The 21,555-nt window shown below is 36.5% G+C and carries 23 protein-coding genes and 2 tRNA genes; 3 read left to right on the top strand and 22 right to left on the bottom strand.

The window, feature by feature from the left end; all coding sequences use genetic code 11:
• Positions 1-81: 81 nt before the first annotated feature.
• The 13 genes from mnmA to C0975_RS06005 all read right to left on the bottom strand — a co-directional run bounded on the left by mnmA (position 82) and on the right by C0975_RS06005 (position 12,505).
• Positions 82-1,233, bottom strand: coding sequence for a tRNA 2-thiouridine(34) synthase MnmA (gene mnmA / locus C0975_RS05945; protein ID WP_101775482.1), 1,152 nt, complete (start codon positions 1,231-1,233; stop codon positions 82-84).
• A complete protein-coding gene (locus C0975_RS05950; protein ID WP_101775483.1) occupies positions 1,233-1,547 on the bottom strand; it encodes a nucleotidyltransferase domain-containing protein in 315 nt (104 codons plus the stop codon). The genes mnmA and C0975_RS05950 overlap by 1 nt, the downstream gene beginning before the upstream one ends.
• Entirely contained in the window at positions 1,529-1,948 is a 420-nt protein-coding gene (locus tag C0975_RS05955) for a nucleotidyltransferase substrate binding protein (protein ID WP_101775484.1), read from the bottom strand. The genes C0975_RS05950 and C0975_RS05955 overlap by 19 nt, the downstream gene beginning before the upstream one ends.
• A 221-nt stretch (positions 1,949-2,169) precedes the next feature.
• Complete coding sequence (nqrM, locus tag C0975_RS05960) at positions 2,170-2,424, bottom strand: (Na+)-NQR maturation NqrM (protein WP_101775485.1); 255 nt, start codon at positions 2,422-2,424, stop codon at positions 2,170-2,172.
• Positions 2,425-2,434: 10 nt separating this feature from the next.
• On the bottom strand, positions 2,435-3,466 hold the full coding sequence (locus C0975_RS05965) for an FAD:protein FMN transferase (protein WP_167383046.1): 1,032 nt from the start codon (positions 3,464-3,466) through the stop codon (positions 2,435-2,437).
• Between the two features lie 164 nt (positions 3,467-3,630).
• On the bottom strand, positions 3,631-4,854 hold the full coding sequence (nqrF, locus tag C0975_RS05970) for an NADH:ubiquinone reductase (Na(+)-transporting) subunit F (RefSeq protein WP_101775486.1): 1,224 nt from the start codon (positions 4,852-4,854) through the stop codon (positions 3,631-3,633).
• Positions 4,855-4,869: 15 nt separating this feature from the next.
• Positions 4,870-5,466: an NADH:ubiquinone reductase (Na(+)-transporting) subunit E gene (nqrE, locus tag C0975_RS05975; RefSeq protein ID WP_049214744.1), complete on the bottom strand. Its 597-nt coding sequence runs from the start codon at positions 5,464-5,466 to the stop codon at positions 4,870-4,872.
• A gap of 3 nt (positions 5,467-5,469) precedes the next feature.
• Complete coding sequence (locus C0975_RS05980; RefSeq protein ID WP_101775487.1) at positions 5,470-6,096, bottom strand: NADH:ubiquinone reductase (Na(+)-transporting) subunit D; 627 nt, start codon at positions 6,094-6,096, stop codon at positions 5,470-5,472.
• Complete coding sequence (locus C0975_RS05985; protein ID WP_101775488.1) at positions 6,089-6,871, bottom strand: Na(+)-translocating NADH-quinone reductase subunit C; 783 nt, start codon at positions 6,869-6,871, stop codon at positions 6,089-6,091. The genes C0975_RS05980 and C0975_RS05985 overlap by 8 nt, the downstream gene beginning before the upstream one ends.
• Complete coding sequence (locus C0975_RS05990) at positions 6,864-8,096, bottom strand: NADH:ubiquinone reductase (Na(+)-transporting) subunit B (RefSeq protein ID WP_101775489.1); 1,233 nt, start codon at positions 8,094-8,096, stop codon at positions 6,864-6,866. Before C0975_RS05990 ends, C0975_RS05985 begins: the two co-directional genes overlap by 8 nt.
• A gap of 2 nt (positions 8,097-8,098) precedes the next feature.
• Positions 8,099-9,442: a Na(+)-translocating NADH-quinone reductase subunit A gene (locus tag C0975_RS05995; protein WP_101775490.1), complete on the bottom strand. Its 1,344-nt coding sequence runs from the start codon at positions 9,440-9,442 to the stop codon at positions 8,099-8,101.
• A 530-nt stretch (positions 9,443-9,972) separates the two neighbouring features.
• Positions 9,973-11,001, bottom strand: coding sequence for an ABC transporter permease (locus tag C0975_RS06000; RefSeq protein WP_101775491.1), 1,029 nt, complete (start codon positions 10,999-11,001; stop codon positions 9,973-9,975).
• A 7-nt stretch (positions 11,002-11,008) separates the two neighbouring features.
• The gene (locus tag C0975_RS06005) at positions 11,009-12,505 is read right to left on the bottom strand and encodes a sugar ABC transporter ATP-binding protein (RefSeq protein WP_101775492.1); all 1,497 of its coding nucleotides are present in this window, start codon (positions 12,503-12,505) and stop codon (positions 11,009-11,011) included.
• A 140-nt stretch (positions 12,506-12,645) separates the two neighbouring features.
• Between C0975_RS06005 and C0975_RS06010 the strand changes: the two genes are divergently transcribed.
• Positions 12,646-13,587 (top strand): sugar ABC transporter substrate-binding protein, encoded by a 942-nt coding sequence (locus C0975_RS06010; protein ID WP_101775493.1) that lies wholly within the window; start codon positions 12,646-12,648, stop codon positions 13,585-13,587.
• 80 nt (positions 13,588-13,667) lie between these two features.
• Here C0975_RS06010 and C0975_RS06015 read toward each other — a convergent pair whose 3' ends face one another.
• Positions 13,668-13,979 (bottom strand): BolA family protein, encoded by a 312-nt coding sequence (locus C0975_RS06015; protein WP_101775494.1) that lies wholly within the window; start codon positions 13,977-13,979, stop codon positions 13,668-13,670.
• 137 nt (positions 13,980-14,116) lie between these two features.
• On the opposite strand from C0975_RS06015, the gene C0975_RS06020 reads away from it, so the two are divergent.
• Together C0975_RS06020 and C0975_RS06025 are read left to right on the top strand one after the other, a co-directional pair.
• Positions 14,117-14,710, top strand: coding sequence for a YajG family lipoprotein (locus tag C0975_RS06020; RefSeq protein WP_101775495.1), 594 nt, complete (start codon positions 14,117-14,119; stop codon positions 14,708-14,710).
• A 233-nt stretch (positions 14,711-14,943) separates the two neighbouring features.
• Positions 14,944-15,774 carry a class I SAM-dependent methyltransferase gene (locus C0975_RS06025; RefSeq protein ID WP_101775496.1) on the top strand — a complete coding sequence of 277 codons (831 nt, stop codon included), beginning with the start codon at positions 14,944-14,946 and terminating at the stop codon, positions 15,772-15,774.
• Between the two features lie 164 nt (positions 15,775-15,938).
• Here the strand turns inward: C0975_RS06025 and C0975_RS06030 are convergent, their stop codons facing one another.
• From C0975_RS06030 to C0975_RS06060, 8 genes are all read right to left on the bottom strand, one after another.
• Positions 15,939-17,435 carry a disulfide bond formation protein B gene (locus C0975_RS06030; RefSeq protein ID WP_101775497.1) on the bottom strand — a complete coding sequence of 499 codons (1,497 nt, stop codon included), beginning with the start codon at positions 17,433-17,435 and terminating at the stop codon, positions 15,939-15,941.
• Positions 17,436-17,451: 16 nt separating this feature from the next.
• Positions 17,452-17,619 (bottom strand): hypothetical protein, encoded by a 168-nt coding sequence (locus C0975_RS11360; RefSeq protein WP_167383040.1) that lies wholly within the window; start codon positions 17,617-17,619, stop codon positions 17,452-17,454.
• A gap of 389 nt (positions 17,620-18,008) precedes the next feature.
• A tRNA-Asn gene (locus C0975_RS06035) sits at positions 18,009-18,084 on the bottom strand.
• A 4-nt stretch (positions 18,085-18,088) separates the two neighbouring features.
• Positions 18,089-18,164: transfer RNA gene (locus tag C0975_RS06040), tRNA-Phe, on the bottom strand.
• A 216-nt stretch (positions 18,165-18,380) separates the two neighbouring features.
• Positions 18,381-19,457 carry a membrane-bound lytic murein transglycosylase MltC gene (gene mltC, locus C0975_RS06045; protein ID WP_101775498.1) on the bottom strand — a complete coding sequence of 359 codons (1,077 nt, stop codon included), beginning with the start codon at positions 19,455-19,457 and terminating at the stop codon, positions 18,381-18,383.
• A gap of 6 nt (positions 19,458-19,463) precedes the next feature.
• Positions 19,464-19,736, bottom strand: coding sequence for an oxidative damage protection protein (locus tag C0975_RS06050; protein ID WP_101775499.1), 273 nt, complete (start codon positions 19,734-19,736; stop codon positions 19,464-19,466).
• Positions 19,729-20,847, bottom strand: coding sequence for an A/G-specific adenine glycosylase (gene mutY, locus C0975_RS06055; RefSeq protein ID WP_101775500.1), 1,119 nt, complete (start codon positions 20,845-20,847; stop codon positions 19,729-19,731). The genes C0975_RS06050 and mutY overlap by 8 nt, the downstream gene beginning before the upstream one ends.
• A 162-nt stretch (positions 20,848-21,009) precedes the next feature.
• On the bottom strand, positions 21,010-21,507 hold the full coding sequence (locus C0975_RS06060; protein WP_245853312.1) for a cytochrome b: 498 nt from the start codon (positions 21,505-21,507) through the stop codon (positions 21,010-21,012).
• Between the last annotated feature and the right edge of the window lie 48 nt (positions 21,508-21,555).

Below are 21,555 nucleotides of genomic sequence, written 5' to 3' on the forward strand. Positions count from 1 at the left end.
TTATTTATTATTAATAATAAAAAAGTGCGGTTAAAATCATTAAAATTTCAACCGCACTCTTATTATCATAATAAGAAAAAACTACTTAATTTGAGCTTCAATTATCCCACCACCAAGACAAACTTCGCCTTGATAGAATACCGCAGATTGTCCCGGAGTAACCGCAATTTGTGGCTCATCAAAGATCACTCGGATATTGTCATCATCAATAGGTTGAATCTCGCAGGGAATATCCTCTTGGCGATAACGGGTTTTCACGCTACAACGTAAATTTTGACGAATTGGTTGACGATCAACCCAATGTAGCTGGCTAGCAATTAACCCTGTTGATAATAACGCCGAATTATCATGCCCCTGAGCAACCACTAACACATTATTTACTAAATCTTTTTCTACCACATAAAACGGTTCTTCACTCATCCCTTTCACACCACCGATACCTAACCCTTTGCGTTGCCCTAAAGTATGGTACATCAAACCATCATGACGACCAACAACTACACCATCGACAGTTTTAATATCACCGGGTTGTGCTGGTAAATAACGTGCTAAAAAATCTTTAAACTTACGTTCGCCAATAAAACAAATACCAGTTGAATCCTTTTTCTTTGCTGTCACCAAACCTAAATCTTCTGCTATTGCACGCACAATTGGTTTTGCGATTTCCCCGACAGGAAATAAGCTTTGCGCCACTTGATCTTTACTTAAGGTATATAAGAAATAACTTTGATCTTTATTGTTATCTAAGCCACGTAATAATTGGCATTCTCCCTCTTTCTCACCGCGACGTACATAATGCCCTGTGGCAATATAATCTGCGCCTAAATCTTCCGCAGCATATTCTAAGAAAGCTTTAAATTTAATTTCTTTGTTGCACAAAATATCAGGGTTTGGTGTACGTCCCGCTTTATATTCCAGTAAAAAATGCTCAAATACATTATCCCAATATTCTGCGGCAAAATTAATTTTATGTAATTTAGTACCAAGTTTATCGCATACAGCTTGGGCATCTGCTAAATCTGCCGCCGCAGTACAATAATCTGTATCATCATCTTCTTCCCAATTCTTCATAAACAAGCCTTCGACTTGATAGCCTTGTTGTTGAAGAATAAAAGCCGACACAGAAGAGTCTACTCCCCCTGACATACCACAGATGACTTTCTTTTTACCGTTTTCAGCAAGTTCAAGTGCGGTCAGTTTTGCAAAATTTTCTTCATAAGTTTTTGATTTCATTATTTATCTTCTCGTTGATAAAAGATTTTCCCGACACGATCAATATGATCAATAAAAGGTTGATGAGTAAGGTGATGATAAATAGATAAATCGAATAAATAAGGAGAATCTGAATCATCCAAATCATGCCAAATTCTGCTGAGAGTCTTATCAGTCAAATTTTTTCCCTTAAAAGTCAAATCAATATCTGAACCAATACGATAATTTCCTTTAGCACGCGATCCATAAATAATTGCACTCTCTATCTCAGGATATTTTGCCAAAATGTCAATAATAATTTTGATATTTCGTTGACTTAAGCCGAATTTTTCCATAAAAAATGCATTCTCTGCTCTAAAGCAATAAACAAAGGTAAATATGTTTTAGTTACCATTTGAAAAGTCTTAGTTAAAATAGTTTCATCATACGTATATACCGATGCATTACGACTATTTAACATCTCCATCCAATTATCACCGTCTTCAATTAATTCATACTGAAAAGCGATTCGAGTAATATTTCGCGGTCCACCTAATTCTGTTAGCCCCTGATATTTTAGATAGTCTTGCATCACCTTCCATGCCAGTTCATGTGTAATTTCAAAGCTCTGAATAACACCTTTTTTGATAATATCTAACTCTGTGTTTGCATACTTCTCAACCTCATCGGTTAAATATGCAACGGCTTTTCGATAATTTTCAAAACGTTGCTTCCAGCGAATATCTTGTTGCATCATGTTCCCCTGCTTTAACGTATATCTTTGTACGATAGTTTTACTAGCTTAGCTTTAATTACCCACTGATAATTCATCTATCATCACAATGATTACTTTTGGATTTTATATGACACATAAACAAAAGTGCACTCATTTTAGGATGACTTGCACTTTTGTACTGAATTTGAAATGTCGAGTTACACTAATTTGGTATCAATCAAAGTGATTTATCATTCAATAAATTATTTCACTTCATAAAAGTGCGAGTCATTTTTGGCAAATTTTTCATCGTATTCTTTTTGAGCTTGTTCATCGCCAGCATCTAATTTGGCTTTCAAATTATCACATGGTTCCTCACAATCACACACTTTTTTCAGACCTAGTGATGAAATGCCACCACAACTGCCTGCAATAGTCTTACGTTTGACAATATAACCAATTGCCATGCCCGCAATAATTAATAAAAAAAGACCAAATGTAAGTAAAAAAAGTTGCATTGCATTATCCTTAATGTTGACTATTTAATAATTTTTCAAATGCTGAGGACATCTTAGCCTCAAAGCCGTTTTCTGTTTTGCTAATTAAATATACAAGTAAATTATATTTTTCAGCCACTTCTAATGCTTTTTCTTCACCTAAAACATATAACCCTGTAGATAAGCCATCCGCAGTCATCGTGGAATCAGCAAGCACTGTAATAGAAGCCAATCGATGTGCTATTGGATAACCTGTTTTTGGATCAATTTCATGAGAAAAACGACGTCCATTTTCTTCAAAATAGTTACGATAATTACCTGAAGTTGCCATAGCCAAATCTTTTAAACCAATAATTTGGGAAACTGCGCGAGAGCCATCAAAACTTGGTTTTTCAATCGCGATTTGCCAATCCTTACCTTCTATATTTTTGCCTTTAGCACGAATTTCACCACCGATTTCGACTAAATAATTATCGCCCCCTTGCTCTGCAACATAAGCGGCTACTTTATCTACACCAAAACCTTTTGCAATAGAAGAAAGATCAACATATAACTGTGGCACTGCCTTTTGTAAAAAGAATTTATCATCTTGCTGAGTTAATGTTAACTTCTCAATTCCCACCCAAGCACGTCGTGTCTCAAGTTGTTCTTCCATTGCTTCTGGTGTCGTTCGTTTCTCTGGACCAAACCCCCATAAATTGACGAGTGGGCCAATAGTGACATCCAAAGCGCCTTCTGTCACCTTATTCAAATGAATTGACTCCGCTAATACCGTAGCTAAATCTGTCGAAATCTCAATCGGAGTATCTGTTTGAGTATTCTGATTGAACATACTTAATTCAGAGCTTGCAATATAAGTCGACATTTTATTATTCACATCTTTTAGTATTATCTCTATACCCTTATGCATAGCTTCTGGTTTGACATGAAGTTTTCCATTATCAATGTATTTTACACTGTAAGTCGTTCCCATTGTTTTGCCCGTTAAAGTCACCATCTCTGCTGGCTTATCACAAGCAACTAATAACAGAACGCTGAATGCGACTAAGGCATTGGTCATCATTTTTTGTAATTTCACGTTAATTCCTTTGCGTTAAAAAGTTGTAAGTTTGGATTTTCCGCTGAATAAAAACCAAAATTGCAAATTTTCTTAAATAGAAGTGCGGTCAACTTTACAAAATTTCGTAAAAATAGACCGCACTTTGAGTGAGTTAAGATAAATGGAAATTAGCCACCAAAATCATCTAACAAGATATTTTCATCTTCAACACCAAGATCTTTTAACATCTTAATTACAGATGAATTCATGATTGGTGGTCCACACATGTAATATTCACAATCTTCTGGTGCCTCATGATCTTTTAAGTAATTTTCATAAAGGACATTGTGAATAAAGCCTGTGTAACCATCCCAATTATCATCAGGTAATGGATCAGAAAGTGCTACATGCCATACAAAATTGTCGTTTTCTGCTTGTAACGTATCAAAATCTTCCACATAGAACATTTCACGTTTAGAACGCGCACCATACCAGAATGACATTTTACGTTTTGATTTCAAACGTTTTAACTGATCAAAAATATGTGAACGCATTGGCGCCATTCCTGCACCACCACCGATGAAGACCATTTCCGCATCAGTGTCTTTCGCAAAGAATTCACCAAATGGACCAGAAATAGTGACTTTATCACCTGCTTTTAATGACCAAATATAAGAGGACATTTGACCCGGAGGTGCATCTGGCGCAGATGGCGGAGGCGTCGCAATACGCACGTTAAGCATAATAATGCCTTTTTCTTCTGGATATGATGCCATTGAATAAGCACGAATAATTGGTTCATCAACTTTAGATACATAGCGCCATAAGTCATATTTATCCCAATCCTCATGGTATTCTTTTGGAATATCAAAATCTTTATAATTCACCACATGTGGATCAGCTTCAATTTGAATATAACCACCAGCGCGGAATGGGACTTCTTCACCTTCAGGGATCGCTAATTTGAGTTCTTTAATAAAAGTCGCTTTATTATCATTAGAGATAACTGTGCATTCCCATTTTTTTACACCAAACACTTCTTCTGGCAATTCAATTTTCATGCTACTTTTCACATTCACTTGGCAAGAAAGGCGATAACCTTCTTTTGCTTCGCGTTTTGAAATATGTGAAAGTTCTGTTGGTAGAATATCTCCACCACCTTCAGTAACTTTAACTAAGCATTGACCACAAGAGCCACCGCCGCCACAAGCTGAAGATACAAAAATACCTTTACTTGCTAACGCGCCTAATAATTTACCACCAGCAGGCAAATGAATTGCTTTGCTTGGATCGTCGTTAATTTCAATTGTAATGTCACCTGAATTCACTAATTTTGATTTAGCAAATAAAATAATAACTGCTAAAGCCAAAACAATAACGGTGAACATTGCAATACCAAGAGTAATTTCCATTCTGTATCCCCTTTCTTACAACTGAATACCTGAGAATGACATAAAACCAAGTGCCATTAAGCCAACAGTAATAAAGGTAATCCCTAAACCACGTAAACCCGCTGGTACATCAGAATATTTCATTTTTTCAGTGATTCCTGCAAGTGCAACAATTGCTAACATCCAGCCAGTACCCGCACCTAAACCATAAACAACAGATTCTGCGAAGTTATAATCACGCTGTACCATAAATGATACACCACCAAAAATTGCACAGTTTACTGTAATTAATGGTAAGAAAATCCCTAATGCGTTATAAAGTGCTGGGAAATACTTATCAAGCACCATTTCAAGAATTTGAACTAATGCCGCAATGACACCGATGAAAGTAATGAAGTTTAAGAAACTTAAATCAATACCTTGTACTAATGCACTGTCTTTTAAAATATGGGTATAAACCAATTGGTTCACTGGGACAGCAATCCCTAATACCACGATAACCGCAATACCCAAACCAAACGAAGTTGACACTTTTTTCGATACAGCAAGGAATGTACACATCCCCAAGAAGAAAGAAAGCGCCATATTTTCGATAAAGACAGATTTAACGAAAAGACTAATATAATGTTCCATAGACTATTTCTCCACCTGCTCTGGTTTTAAGGTACGGATACCCCAAATAATAAAACCGATAATAAAGAATGCGCTTGGTGCAAGTAGGAATAAACCATTAGTTTGATACCAACCACCATCTTGAATAGTTTGGAAAACAGTCATACCAAATAATTTACCAGAACCAATCAATTCACGGATAAATGCAACTGAAATTAAAATTGCACCATAACCGAGACCATTACCAATACCATCAACTAAACTTTCTAACGGACGTGATTTCATCGCAAAAGCTTCTGCGCGCCCCATCACGATACAGTTAGTAATAATCAAACCAACGAAAACCGAAAGTTGTTTAGATAGACCATAGGCATATGCACGTAAAATTTGGTCAACCAAAATTACTAATGAAGCAATAATGGCCATTTGCACAATAATACGCACGCTATTTGGAATATAGTTACGGATCAATGAAATAAATAAGTTAGAAAATGCTGTTACAAAGGTTACAGCCAATGTCATCACGACTGCAGTTTCTAACTTGGTAGTGACCGCCAGTGCAGAACAAATACCTAAAATCTGTAATGCGATCGGGTTGTTGTCCATAATTGGAGATAACAACAAGCCTTTTAACTTTTTAGTATCAGCCATTGTTTAACGCTCCTGCTTTAAGTTTTGCTAAGAAAGGACCGAAACCTTTTTGACCTAACCAGAATTTGAATGAGTTATTCACACCGTTACTGGTTAAAGTTGAACCTGAAATTGCATCAATACCATGTTCAGCATTGCTTGACGCACCTTTACTTACAAATAAACCTATTTGATTATCTGAGGTATAAAGCTTTTTGCCAACAAACTGTGCTTGCCATTTCGGGTTTTCGATTTCACCACCCAATCCTGGGGTTTCACCTTGATCGTAATAAGTAATACCATTGACTGTATTACCATCAGGCTGTACTGACATAAAGCCATACATCACTGACCATAAACCTGTACCATAGAATGGTAAAACGACTTGCGTCACTTGACCTGCATCATTTTTTACAAGATACACTTCAGCAAAATTTGCACGTACACGAATATTCGCAACATCTTCTTCCGCTGCTAATTTAACGCTTTGCGCTGGATCTTTAACTGCTTTTGCAGCATCAAAACCAACTTGAGCAGGCGCAAAATCACCTGTATTTAGGTCAACTAAGCGAGCTTCAATATTTTTTGCATAGATAGTTTTGATTTCACTATTTTTAGTGCCTTCTTTTAATAAACCAGCAACACTTAAAATATTCTTTTGCTTATCTAATTCTTTTTGTTCAATTTGAGTTGGTTTAAGTAATACCGCAGAACCTGCTACGATAATAGAACAAACTAAACTCAATAACACAATGACGAGAAGTGTTCCGCCAACGCTATCTTTATTCTTAAACATTGCGAGCTCTCCGACGTTTAATATTGGCTTGAACGACAAGGTAATCAAATACTGGTGCAAATAAGTTAGCAAATAAAATCGCTAACATCATACCTTCTGGATAAGCAGGGTTAACCACACGGATTAATACCGCCATCGCACCGATTAAAATACCATACCACCATTTTCCTTTATTAGTGAACGCCGCTGAAACAGGATCTGTTGCCATAAAGAACATACCAAGTGCGAAGCCACCTAATACTAAATGCCAATGCCAAGGCATTGCAAATAATGGATTTGTATCTGAACCAATTAAGTTAAATAACGTTGAAATTGCGATCATACCAACCATCACACCAGCAATAATGCGCCAAGAAGCAATACGGGCAAAAACGATCACTGCTGCACCAATTAATAATGCTAAAGTTGATACTTCACCAATAGAACCTGGAATATTACCTAAAAATGCATCCATCCAAGTAATAGGTTGACCCGTCACAACATGTTTTAAGCCCACTTGACCTTCAACCGCCCATTGTGAAAGTGCTGTTGCACCAGAGAAACCATCAGCTGCAACCCAAACTGTATCACCAGAGATCTGTGCAGGATAAGCAAAAAATAAGAATGCACGCGCAGCTAAAGCTGGGTTCATGAAGTTTTTACCAACACCACCAAAAATTTCTTTCGCGACAACAACACCGAATGTCGTTGCTAATGCTGCCTGCCATAATGGTAAAGTTGGAGGCACAATTAACGCTAAAAGAATTGAGGTAACAAAGAAACCTTCGTTAATCTCATGTTTACGCACCATGGCAAATAAAACTTCCCAGAAACCACCCACTAAAAAGACAGTTAAATAAATAGGTAGGAAGTAAGTAGCGCCTAACAGCATTTTACTTACCCAACCAGCAGATGCCGTTAAATCTGCACCTAAAGCATTACTTAAAGCATATTGCCAATGGTTTGCAATCGCCTGTTGTAATGTGCCTAAAGCATCTGTAGCAAGGATTGCCTGCGCTCCAACGTTATACATACCGTAGAACATCGCAGGGAAAAGCGAAAGCCACACTAATACCATCATACGTTTTGAATCTAACGCATCACGCACATGAGAAGCTTTGTGCGTTACTGTACCTGGCGTATATAAAAAGGTTGCGGTTGCTTCAAACAATGCATACCATTTTTCATATTTTCCACCCGGTAAAAACGCAGGTTCAATTTTTTCAATAAAATGTTTTAAACCCATTTTTAACCTTCCTTCTCGATCTTATCTAACGCTTGACGTAAGAGCGGACCATATTCATTTTTACCAGGACAAACAAAGGTACAAAGTGCTAAATCTTCTTCATCTAGCTCTAAACAACCTAATGTTTGTGCCGAATCTGTATCACCAGCGCTCAAATCACGTAATAATAAAGTTGGAATAATATCCAATGGCATTACACGCTCATACGCACCGATTGGTACCATCGCACGCTCACCGCCATTTACTGCGGTAGTAAAGTTGAATAATTTCTTCGAGAAATGCCCTAATACAGTACGAGAAAGTGAATATTTATTTGCACCCGGCATAATCCAGCCTAAGAATTCTTTCTCACGACCCTCTTCTAAAACCGATACTTGTAATGCATAGCGACCTAAATAATCCACAGGACCTACTGCTTTTACCCCACTTAATACAGAGCCAGAAATGACGCGATTTTCGCCATCTTTCAGCTCGTTAGCGATTAACTGCGAAAGATTTGCGCCCATAACAGTACGCACTAAGCGAGGATTTTTTACCTGAGGACCCGCTAATGAAATAACACGGTTGACATCAAGTTCACCCGTTGTAAATAAATGGGCAATCGCAATGACATCTTGATAATTAATATACCAAACTGACTTTGTTGCGCTGACAGGATCAATAAAATGAATATGTGTACCACTTAATCCAGCAGGATGTGGACCAGCAAAATCTTTCACTTCTAAATTTTCAATATTTGCTGTACTAGGAATATGAGTATCAGGTGCTTTACAAAGGTATACTTTACCTTCATGCAAACGGCTTAATACTGTTAAACCTTGTAAAAATGCTTGCTCATGTTCTTTTAAAATCACTTGAGGATCAGCTGCTAATGGATTGGTATCCATCGCATTAACAAAAATGGATACAGGGGTTGCATCAATGGCAGGTACTTTACTGAAAGGACGCGTACGAAGTGCGGTCCATAATCCTGAAGTTTGTAAATTTTGACGAACTTGCTCTGAAGTAAGTTGTTTTAATTCCTCTGCAGAATACTTGGTAAAAGTGATTTGCTCGTCACCTTCCACTTTAATTACCACAGATTGTAAAACACGCTTAGCACCGCGATTAATCGCAGTTACAGTACCACTTGCAGGTGCAGTAAATACTACGCCAGGATTCTTTTTATCTTCAAAAAGTACCTGACCTTTCTTTACAATATCACCTTCGCGTACCTTCATTGAAGGACGCATTCCCACATACTCTTCACCAAGCAAAGCAACTTCGGTGATAGCATTGCCATCACAGATTACCTGCTCTGGCTTCCCAGCGATAGGAAGATCCAAGCCTTTTTTAATCGTAATCATATTGTTTGCACTACTTTTAGTCAGATTAAAAATATAGTTACAGTCAACACAACTGTAACCTCGTCTTGAGTAATGATTTCAGCTTATTGTCATAGTGCTTAGTGCGCGATAACAACAGACTTAATTTCACATAAATTAAAACTCAAATTCTGTTTTCGTCTCTATTTTGAATCAAGAAAAATGCCATCAACTGTTCAAAATACAAACGTTAAAATTTTGCTAAAATTAAACGCTTTATTTTAACCAAATAATAACTTTGGTGCCACTTCCACACTCTGTTTTTCGTTATTTTTAGCTAAAAAAAGTGATTTTTTTGAACGATGTCAAATTTTGCTCTTATAGGGTAAGTCACAATTACTCATAAAGTGTTAGCTTAATAAACATAATTTTATTGTGTAGTATTATGCATGAACGAAATAACGATTACAGTAACAATATTTAATTCAGTTTAAAAACAGTACACAAAATAAAGCCTAGTTAAATTAAAACAATTAACTAGGCTCATGCGCAAAAGTTTGAATTACACAAAACTATTCTCTAAAAAATAAACGTTTTAAACGTTGAGTAGATATTTCACCACGACGAAGTTGATCTAAGAAAACCGCTAAAATAATGACTAGACCGATAATTAAACGCTGCAAATATGAAGTCACATTTAACAATGTCAACCCATTTTGTAGTACCCCCATAATTAGTGCACCGATAGAGGTACTAATCACCGAGCCTACACCGCCTATTAAACTCGTTCCACCAATAACCGTTGCAGCAATTGCATCTAACTCATAGCCATTACCAGCAATAGGCTGTGCCGCATTCAAACGCCCCACTAAAATAACCGCACCAATCGCAGCTAAAGCACCATTAATTACATAGGCTTTAATTTCAAGTCTCTCAATATTAATCCCTGATAATCGAACGGCTTCACGATTACCACCTAATGCATAAATTTGCCGCCCAAATACAGTTTGAGTCAGTACATAAAAACTGACTAGTACAACAATTAACGCAATAATTACAGGGATAGGGATCGCAAATGTTTCTGTCAATGCAATACGTCCATTTCCTAAAAAACGTAATGCTTCTGGAAAATTATAAATTGTTTTCCCATCTGAAATAGTTAAAGCTAATCCTCTAGCAATCCCCATCATGCCCAATGTTGTTATAAAAGGCGTAACTTTACCATAAACAATCACCAGTCCATTTACATAACCACAGAGTATCCCAACAAAAATAGCAGCTAAAACAGCACCTATAACCACACACAACACGGCAAAACTTGAAGGTTCTTCACCTAACCAGTCCATCCCCCAATGTGTAAATACGCCTAAACACACCGCACTTAACGCCACAATAGAGCCTACAGATAAATCAATTCCCCCCGTTAAAATCACATAAGTCATCCCCACAGAAATCACACAAATGATAGATACCTGCAATAAAATATTCATTATGTTGTTCGCAGATAGAAAAACATCGGAACTAAAAGACATACCGATAATCATAAGCAGCAAAATGATACCAATTCCTAATTTTGAAAAGACTTTTCTTAAACTTGTCATAGCACACCTACTCATCCACACCTATCATTAAACGCATTAAATTTTCTTCTGAAATATCTGCTTTATCGGTCACTTCTTTAACAATTGTTCCTTGTCGCATCACAATCACTCTATCAGACATCGTAATTAACTCAGGTAAGTCTGAAGAAACCATCACAATAGAGCCACCTTCATTCGTAAATTGGCGCATTAAGTCATAAATTTCAGATTTTGCCCCCACATCAATACCTCGTGTCGGTTCATCAAAAAACAGAATCTTAACGTCACTTTCTAACCAACGTGCAATGATCACTTTTTGTTGATTCCCACCAGAAAGTGTTTTACTGGTTTGTTCTTGACTCTGAGAGGCAATTCGCAGTTTTTGCCGATTCTCTTCTGCCACTTGACGCTCCAGCGCTTTATTTAAAAAAAGACCATTCCAAAAACGTTTTAAAATTGGCAATGTAATATTTTCTCTAATGCTAAGCCCTAATACTAAGCCTTGTTGTTTTCGATCTTCTGTAATAAAACCAATCTTATGTTTAACTGCCTCCTCAGGAGAGCGAATCCTCACCTCCTGTCCAAAAACAGAAATTGTCCCTTGTGCCTCATCAGCACCAAAAATTGCCCTTAATAACTCTGTCCGTCCAGCACCAACTAAACCTGCAAAGCCAAGAATTTCCCCTTCATGTAAAACAAAAGAGGCGGGTTTAATATGTTTATTGGTCAAATTCTCGACTCTTAACGTTTCCCTCGTCGGAATATAATTACGCTGATATTGCGAAAAACTAATTTCACGCCCCACCATTAATTTCACAATTTCATCTGGTGATGTTTCACGATAAGCCATTGTGCCAGTTAATTGACCATCTCGTAGCACAGTAACCCTGTCCGCAATAAACTTAAATTCTTCCAAACGATGGGAGATATAAATCATTGCCACATCTTTTTCTTTTAACTGATGGATAATTTTAAAAAGGGTTTGCGTATTTTTTCGCGAGATAGACGAGGTAGGTTCATCAAAAATAATCACTTTGTATTCACTAAAAACGGCTTTCGCAATTTCGACCATTTGTTGTTGAGCAATAGATAAATCTGCAACTTTAGCATCGGGGTCAATATCTAGCTCTAACTCACTAATAATTTGTTGCGTTTTCTGTCGCATAACAGCCCAATCCATTTTTCCACAAAATGTCGCTTTTTCATTACCCAGAAAAATATTTTCTAGTACAGATAATTGGGGCACTAACATCAATTCTTGATGAATAAACCCAATACCCAGTGCCTGTGCCTCTTTCACACTTTGTGGCAGATAAGGTTGTCCCTCAAACAACATTTCGCCCTGCTCAAAAGAATAGATACCAGCAATAATCTTGCATAAAGTGGATTTTCCTGCACCATTTTCCCCCACAAGGCAATGCACTTCACCTGCATAAATGTCCATATCTATCTTCTTTAGAATCGGCACACCAAAAAAACTTTTATCAATATCTCTCAGCTTCAAGATGCAATTTTTATGTTTCATAAAATAAATCCACACTTTATTGACTTTCAATTCATAGCATAATTTAAACAGAGTATAAAAAATGTGAAAGAAGTCACGGTTTGAAAATTTTAATCTGTCTATACTGAAACTTCCTGATTCACTCTTAGAGGAGATAGATAATGGTGTCACAACTTTTCAAAAAAACGATAACTGCAACTGCATTACTCATCGCATTATCAAGTTCCGCCTTAGCTGCTGAAAAACCGCAAATTGCATTACTCATGAAAACCCTAAGTAATGAATACTTTATCACTATGCGACAAGGTGCCGAAGAAAAAGCGAAAGAAGTCAATATTGATCTTATTGTGCAAGTCGCTGAAAAAGAAGATTCGACTGAACAGCTTGTAGGCTTAGTAGAAAATATGATCGCTAAAAAAGTCGATGGAATCATTGTTACTCCAAATGACTCTATTGCATTTATTCCTGCTTTTCAAAAAGCAGAAAAAGCGGGAATTCCAATTATTGATTTGGATGTCCGCTTAGATGAAAAAGCAACCAAGAAAGCGGGATTAAAATTTAATTACGTCGGTGTAGATAATTTCCATGGTGGTTATTTAGCTGCAAAAAATCTGACAGAAGCATTAAATAATACAGGTGATGTGGCTATTTTAGAAGGCATTCCTGGTGTAGATAATGGTGAGCAACGCAAAGCAGGTGCGCTTAAAGCATTTGCTGAAGCACAAAATATTAAAGTAGTTGCTTCCCAATCTGCTAACTGGGAAACAGAGCAAGCACTTAATGTTACAACAAATATTTTAACTGCTCATCCAAATATCAAGGGAATTTTTGCTGCTAATGATAATATGGCGATTGGTGCAGTCACCGCAATTGAAAACGCAGGATTAGCTGGAAAAGTTCTTGTCGCAGGTTATGATGGTATTCCACTCGCAATTGACTATGTTAAACAAGGTAAAATGCAAAATACTATTGACCAGCTACCTAAAAAACAAGTCGCTGTTGCGATTGATAGTATTTTGAAAAAATTGAAAAAAGAAGAACTTCCTGAATTCTACTACGTTGATCCTGTCGTTGTAGATAAAGAAAAATCAAAAGAATACTAAACCACTGAACAAAACTTTCTAAAAAAGGACCGCACTTTTACACATCATATCGCAAAAGTGTGGTCTTTTTATCGGTACTTTTATTGCCCAACACCAAGACAATTTGGTGAGTTAGGAAAAGTTTCATCCTGTGCTTGCCATTCCGCTTTGTTATACAAATGTAAAGCTAGGGCATGGATACCATTTTGCAAATCTTCAGCTAAAAATTGATACACTTTGCGGTGACGAGCAACTTTAGTTAATCCATCAAAGTGATCGCTCACTAACACAACTTTAAAATGCGAATCTGTACCACGTCCTGAACTATGCATGTGACTTTCATTTTCAACATGTAAAAAGTGCGGTACAAATTCTTGCGATAATCGAGCAATCAATTCTTGTTGTTTTGACATCTATTTTTTCTCACTACATAAATAAATTTAAGGCATAAAGGCTATACATTCGTACCTAACTTTGCAAGAATAATGTGAATTAATTTTTATACTCAACTGTCTAAGCCATCAGCCCCTTTTTATCTCACGAGGACATTATGAAACTACGTAAAACTTTATCACTTAGCGCACTTATTGCCAGTAGTGTGTTACTCACTGCTTGCCAAACACTACCATCAACGCTAACTTTCACTCCTCCTGCACCAACAGCAGCAATGACGATTAATCAAAGTGCGGTCGTTTTTGTAACAGTTCGCGATAGCCGCCCTCAAACTGAAGTTTCTAGCTATGTTGCTGACGGTAAATTAATCAAGCTATCAGCAACCCCAAGTGTCTCACAGCTTTTCCAACAAGCTGAACAACAAGATTTAATCAGTAAAGGTTTCCGTATTGGTACTGCCCAAAATTCAAATGCTGCTGTTACAGTGGATGTACGTGCTTTTTATGCAAACGTAGAACAAGGCAATTTACGTTATCACATTGATAGCAAAGTTGAGATCACTATTCACGTGCAAGGTGCAAAAGGACAATTTAGCAAAAATATCAATGCTAATCGTACCTATGCGGGTGCATTCTCTGCCAAAAATCCTGAAATCCAAAAAATCTTAGGCGAAACATTTAACGAAGTCGTCAAATCAATTTACAGTGACCATGAAATAGCAAATGCGATTAATACGGTATCTACACTATAACATTACTGTAGCCAACACAGCCCATCATTCGATCCTAATACCTTATTAGGATCGAATGCTTCTCAGCAAATAGCTTAAACATCCAATACACAAAACGATTTCCTTGTTTTCCTCCTTAAAAACACAACCCTCGAATAAAATCCTTAAAACTAAATTGAATAATGTTTCATTTTTTAATCAATATTTGTTATTATTTTTTGCGAATAATTCTCATTAATAAATAAAGGACGACAATGAACAGTAAAATTTCTCCCCATAAAATTTCTGGTCTTTCCTCTACATTATTAATTCCATTATGGGCAAAAGCGGTAGAATACGAACGACCAAATTCCTTATTAAAAGATGCAGAAGCAGTCAGAATGTTGCAATTGATTGATTATGATTTCAATAAATTTACATCTGCACGTTTATCACAAATTGGATGTTGTGGGCGTACAAAGCTATTTGATCAAAAAACATTGGAATTTATCCAGCAACATCCAGATGCCGTTGTCGTTCAACTTGGCGCAGGTTTAGATGCACGTTTTGAGCGTTTAAATCAACCACAAATTACCGCTTGGTACGATTTGGATTTACCTGAAGTCATCACAATACGGCGGCAATTACTCCCTGAAAATAACAATATCTATTTAGAGGATTCGTTATTTAATACTGACTGGATGCAAATTGTTTCTGCGCACAATAAACCTGTCTTATTAATTATTGAAGGTGTGTTGATGTACTTCACAGAAACTGAAGTGAAAAGCTTTCTGGCTACAGTAGCAGAAAAGTTACCGAATGCCACAGTGATCTTTGATATTGTGCCTGTCATAGCTGTTGGTCGAGCAAAACAACATGATGCGCTTAAAAATATGAATGATAAGGAACGACCTGAATTTCTTTGGACTATTAATGATACTCAGAGGATAAAAAAATGGCATGCTAAAATGAATACGATAACAACATATTACTTAAGTGATATCTGTAAAAATCGTTATCCTTGGTGGGTCAAATGCCTCTATCTAACAACTTGGGGAAAAAATTACTTTGACCAGCGTATTGTTTCAATTCAATTTCAGCAGTAAAGCATAAGATCTTATATTGACCCTAAAACAATTTTGCAGAAAATAAAACATAACTGTTGCTTTTTTAGAGTGAAAGAAAAATTCACAAAATATAAGCCAGCAATAAAAAAGCGAAGAGAAATCCTTTCACTTCGCTTTTGCTTACTTATTAAACTAAAACACTCTTACTCAGCTAATGAGTATAGGATATTTTTTCCTTGCTCATAACTCAGAATTTGCATAACCCCATTATTAAATGTAATACCTTGTGGATTTGCAATACCACTAAACTCATAAACTTGCGTAATCTGCTTACTCATTGGATCAATTTTCAATACTTGAGAAAATTGTTTACTTACAGCATATAACGCACCTTCATGTGCAACTAATCCTGTAATGTAATAATCCGCTAAATTAGTATCTTTGCGCATCATAATGCCTTCTTTTACACTAGGCACGAATTCTTCAGAGAGTAAATTGTCTTTTTTATCAAAACGAGAAATGATTAATTTTTTATGCTTCGTATTCGGCACTGTTGCAGAATACACACTGTTATTTTCTGGTAAATAAGCCATAGATAACACATGTAACATACGAGCTCGAACTGTATTATAAGCCCCTCGTGCAGTCACAGTATATTGATCTAACCCCTCAATAAAACTAGGAAAATTTTGTTTCGCAGTACGAGTATCATCTTCTTTAAAAAAGACAAAAATTTTATTCCAACCCAAAACGCCAAATTCAGTTTCACTGAAAAATGCGCTACCTACAGGCACTCGACCATTAGCACCATTTAAGTGATCTAACACAGCAAAACGTTTTACTTCACTTAATGTACTATCCACTAAATACAAACCCCATTTCTCTGTTGTAATGAGGTACTTATCTTTACCGTTAAATGCAATATCTGTTGCTGGCGCATTAAGTGGCACTTCGATCATATCCTGCTTATGCACAACAAGTTTATTTGTTGCTATTAATGGGGCTTGTGTTGAATCAAGCGTAAATTGTAATTTAGTCGCAGGCTGGCTTGGTAAGTCTGGCTGCTCTACATCCCATGCATTACGAAATGCTGTCGGACGACTCAAGCGTTTCCAACTATCAGTTGTCCAATACCAATAATCTGGATTAAATGATAATCGTGCAGGATTACCCACGCCCATATTGGGTGGTAAACCTGTACTCATAAAGGCTTGTGCAATATTCCCACCAAGTACAATCATGAAGATGAGCATTATTGTTTTTGTTAACTGACTTAAAGGTTTATAAGATTGGCTAACAAAACTATACACATTTTGAGTAAACCAAAATAATAATGCCGTAAAAACTAACACAACGCCTTGAATCACGATTGGCCAAGTATAAGTATGTGCGCCTAAAATTTCAGCCCACCATCCTTGATGAATATCCCAAGCAAAACTGCCCGAAGAATGCCTAAAACCAGCAAACATCCCAAAAACACCGATAAAGATAATCCAACCGACATATTTAGGTTTTGGTCCATATCTGACAATCATAAAAGCAAACATAACAGTACCGATCATCAGCATACGATGTGCCCAACAGAGAATACAAGGCGATTCTTTATCGATGAATCCTAAATAAAAAGAAGCCACACCAAGTACAGCAACAATGGCAAGCGCAGATAAGCTCAATATATTATTAAATGCTTTTTCATTCATGTTGTTCTCTCCCTGCCTAATAATTCACACCTGGTAAAAGCATGCCTTTGGTTGCCATAAAAAACACAAAAAATGCACTCATCACGACTAAACAGGTAATTCGGTATGCTATCTTTTCTTTCTCTGGCTTAGCAAAAATAAGATATGCCGCTATTAGATACAAACAAAGCTGTACTGTTTCCATATAGACTCCTTGTTTAAATAATTAAATATAGAAATGTGATCTATATCACCCTTAACTTCCACTACAAAAATAAGTAGTCAAAATTGTACAGAAATATGGCACAAGTTCAGACATCTAGAATCAATTTACGCTTTTATTTTGCTTAAAATACAATCAATAACTATTCTTATTTGATCTTAAACATTTTTTATACTATTTAATTACACATAAACAATGGCTAATCTTAACAGAATATTGATAAAAAGCGTTCTATCCACTAGAAATGAAATATTAGGAATAAAGTGAAGATTGTTTGTGAAGAGGAGAAGTAATAAAACCTCAAAATAGATATATTGTAATAAGCGATATATGAAAAAGCCCGCTAACTTAATTAGCGGGCTTGAAGAATTTGGCTCCTCCTGCTGGACTTGAACCAGCGACATACGGATTAACAGTCCGCCGTTCTACCGACTGAACTAAGGAGGAATAGTGGTGCCTCGAGGCGGAATCGAACCACCGACACGGGGATTTTCAATCCCCTGCTCTACCGACTGAGCTATCGAGGCAACTCATCAGTGGTGCGTATTAAACGTTTTTTTCAGGTTTAAGTCAACACTTAAATTAAAAAAAATCACTTTTTTTTAATCGGTTGCATATTAAACAAACGAAAAGTGTAAAAAGAGCACAAATCAGCTCATTTTTTATGTTTTTTATTAAAAATAAATAACAAAAATGCTCACTACCATGACAGATAAGTGAGCTGATTACATCCTTATTTGGCGCTATTTTCTTACGCGATAACTTTTCTGGGCTTGATCTACTTTTAATAAATAGTTTCTTGCTTGTGCAGATGGATGTTTCGTAGTCAAAATTCGATACACTTGCTCTGGATACAAGCTATTAATCTTAGCAATAGCCGCATCGCGGTCTTGATCAAACACACGTAATACCGCACCCGCACCACTATTATAAGCAGAAATCATCGCAAAACGTTTTGAAGTAGGATTGTTGATACCATCTAAATATTTATTTTGTAGTAGCCATAAATATGACGTCCCTGCATCAATATTTTTTTCTGGATCAAATAAATAGGATTTTGATGGCTGACCACCTTTCCCTTTCATTTTGAAAATATCTCGTCCTGCTGTTGTTGGCACGACTTGCATCAAACCAATTGCATTTGCATAACTAATCGCATATGGGTTGAAGCTTGATTCAGTTTGCATAATACCTAAAATTAAGCTCTCATCCATATTATAACGACGTGCCATCTTACGCACTAAAGGTAAATATTTTTGTGCACGTACTGCAACGTGGTTAGCAATCATCGGAATTACGACATATTGTACAGTATGACCATTACTTAAACGGCGTGTTTGCAGCTTATTTTGTACTAAATATGAAGCAAAATTACCTGCAATAGTTGTATTTGTAATTGAACCACCTAAATGATCAATCACCTGTCCGACTAAAAAAGGACGAGAACTAATCGGTACATCACCTGATGCAAAAAGATCAATGCCATTCGCATCGGAACCCATTAATAAAATATGTACAATCGCATTATGTAAATGGCGAACATCACTTTGTGTTTCAACCGTAATCAAACCTTCATCAAAACTCACATGACTACGTGTATAAAAACGATCTGTATATTTCACATAGTCTTTGCGACTTGCCACAAGCAATTCATTCACCCCCCAAATACGATCAATATTATGGGAAAATTGTCCAGTCAAAATATCTAAACCACGTGTATCCTTTGCAAATGCTTCATCAAACTCTGAACTTTTATAAGACGAACTACCACCACAGGCAAACAAAAAAGGAATTAACGCACAAATAATATACTTTTTCATAGTTGATTATTCCGCTGGTGGCACATAACCTTCAATATGTACATCTTTACCTTCAAATAAGAAACTTACCATTTCTTGTTCAAGTAATTTTCTATGCTCCGCATTCATCATATTTAATTTTTTCTCATTCACTAGCATAGTCTGTTTTTTCATCCACTCACCCCATGCTTGTTTGCTGATAGAATCGAAAATACGCTTACCTAATTCACCAGGATACAGTTGAAAATCTAAACCATCAACTTCTTGTTTGAGATATTCACAGAATACGGTTCTAGCCATAATAATTCCTTATAAATTGCACTAATAAATTCTTTACTGGCGTTGCCAGTCCAATTTGTTCTGGATTTTGCGGATCATACCAATATTTGACCCTACTTAATACATTTGATTCATATTCTCTTTTATTTTCTGCGACTTTTTTCCAATCAGAACGATCTTGAATACTGTCTTGCATATCAATATCAGCATAAATAGGGTAAATATCTAAATGAAAATGGCTAAAAGTATGACGGAAGCTTGTCCATTCTTGATAGTATGAAATTCCTTGCTTATGTAAGAAAGCCAATACGTCTCGCTTGCTTTCAAATTGTGGGAAGCAATACAAGCCCCCCCAAATACCAGAATTTTCTCGCTGTTCTAATGCTACTTTACCTTTGGCGTTTAAAATCAAAAAATAGCTGCTACGTTCAGGTAAGGTTTTCTTAGGCTTTTTACCAGGGTAATCTTGCCAATTTTGCTGTAAATTTGCTTGACAAGTTCCTTTTAATGGACACAAATCACATTTAGGTTTGCTGCGTGTGCAAACCATTGCTCCAATATCCATCATCGCCTGATTAAAATCTGCAACTTGTTCTGTTGGGGTAACTTGCGCACTGAGCTGCCACAGCTGCTCCTCAATTTTTTTCTCGCCTGCCCAGCCTGAAATAGCAAAATAACGGGAAAGTACACGTTTAACATTCCCATCTAAAATAGGATAAGGCGCATTTAAACAGGAAGATAACACCGCACCAGCCGTACTTCTACCTATACCTGTTAATGCCCAAACTTGCTCAAAATCAGTAGGAAATTCACCATTATACTGATCTCGAATAGTCTGTGCCGCTTTATGTAAATTTCTAGCGCGTGCATAGTAACCAAGCCCAGTCCATAAATGTAATACTTCATCTAAAGGCGCATTAGCAAGTGCGGTCACATTTGGAAAAGTTTTTATAAAGCGTTCAAAATACGGAATCACAGTTGCCACTTGTGTTTGTTGCAACATCACTTCAGACAGCCAAACGCCGTACAAGCTTTTATTTTGTTGCCAAGGCAAATGTTTACGCCCAAATTTTGCGTACCAATTCAGTACCGCATGAGCAAAAAGTGCATTAGGGGAGGATAGAGCAAGCATAATCAATTACAAATAAAGTGCGGTGCAAATTATAGACGTTTTATTCAGCCATTGTGATACGAAATAAAAAAATCCACTTTAGATGATTTATTCCATGAGCACAAGCGGCACTAGCTAAAAAATGCTGACTAAATCGAGTGCACTTTTCTTCCTATCACAAAATTAATGTAGTGACATACTTTTTAACACACCATCTTTTAATATAAAGTGATGAAATAATGCGGCAATTGCATGTAGTCCCGCTAATGCAATGAAACTATTGGCGAATAGTTGATGTGCCTTGCCTAAAATAATATCGACACTAAAATAAGGTAAAGCCATACCGAATAACATGAAATCATCAACATCGGCAGTTAGTGTTAAATAACCTAAAATCGGCGTCAGCAACATACAAAGATATAACAGCATTTGCACCGAATGTGCAGCAATATGCTGTAAAAATGATAAATTATGCTGCGGTAGCACATCGCGATAAATAATGCGCAATGGAATACGAGCAATAAATAATAATATTAATAATAGACCGCTAAATACATGAATCTCACCAATCAATCCATCAGCAGGTGGATAGTCACCAGTAAAATAAGCGACTAAAACACAAAGTAAAGTGAGCCAGTGTAAATAAATCATTGGTTTTGGATATTTTGACGACATATTCATAAGCTTTCTCCAACATAAATAAAAACAAAGCTGACCATGCAATTGCAC

Origin of the sequence: Pasteurella oralis (genome assembly GCF_002850605.1) — a bacterium.
Classification (GTDB): domain Bacteria; phylum Pseudomonadota; class Gammaproteobacteria; order Enterobacterales; family Pasteurellaceae; genus Pasteurella; species Pasteurella oralis.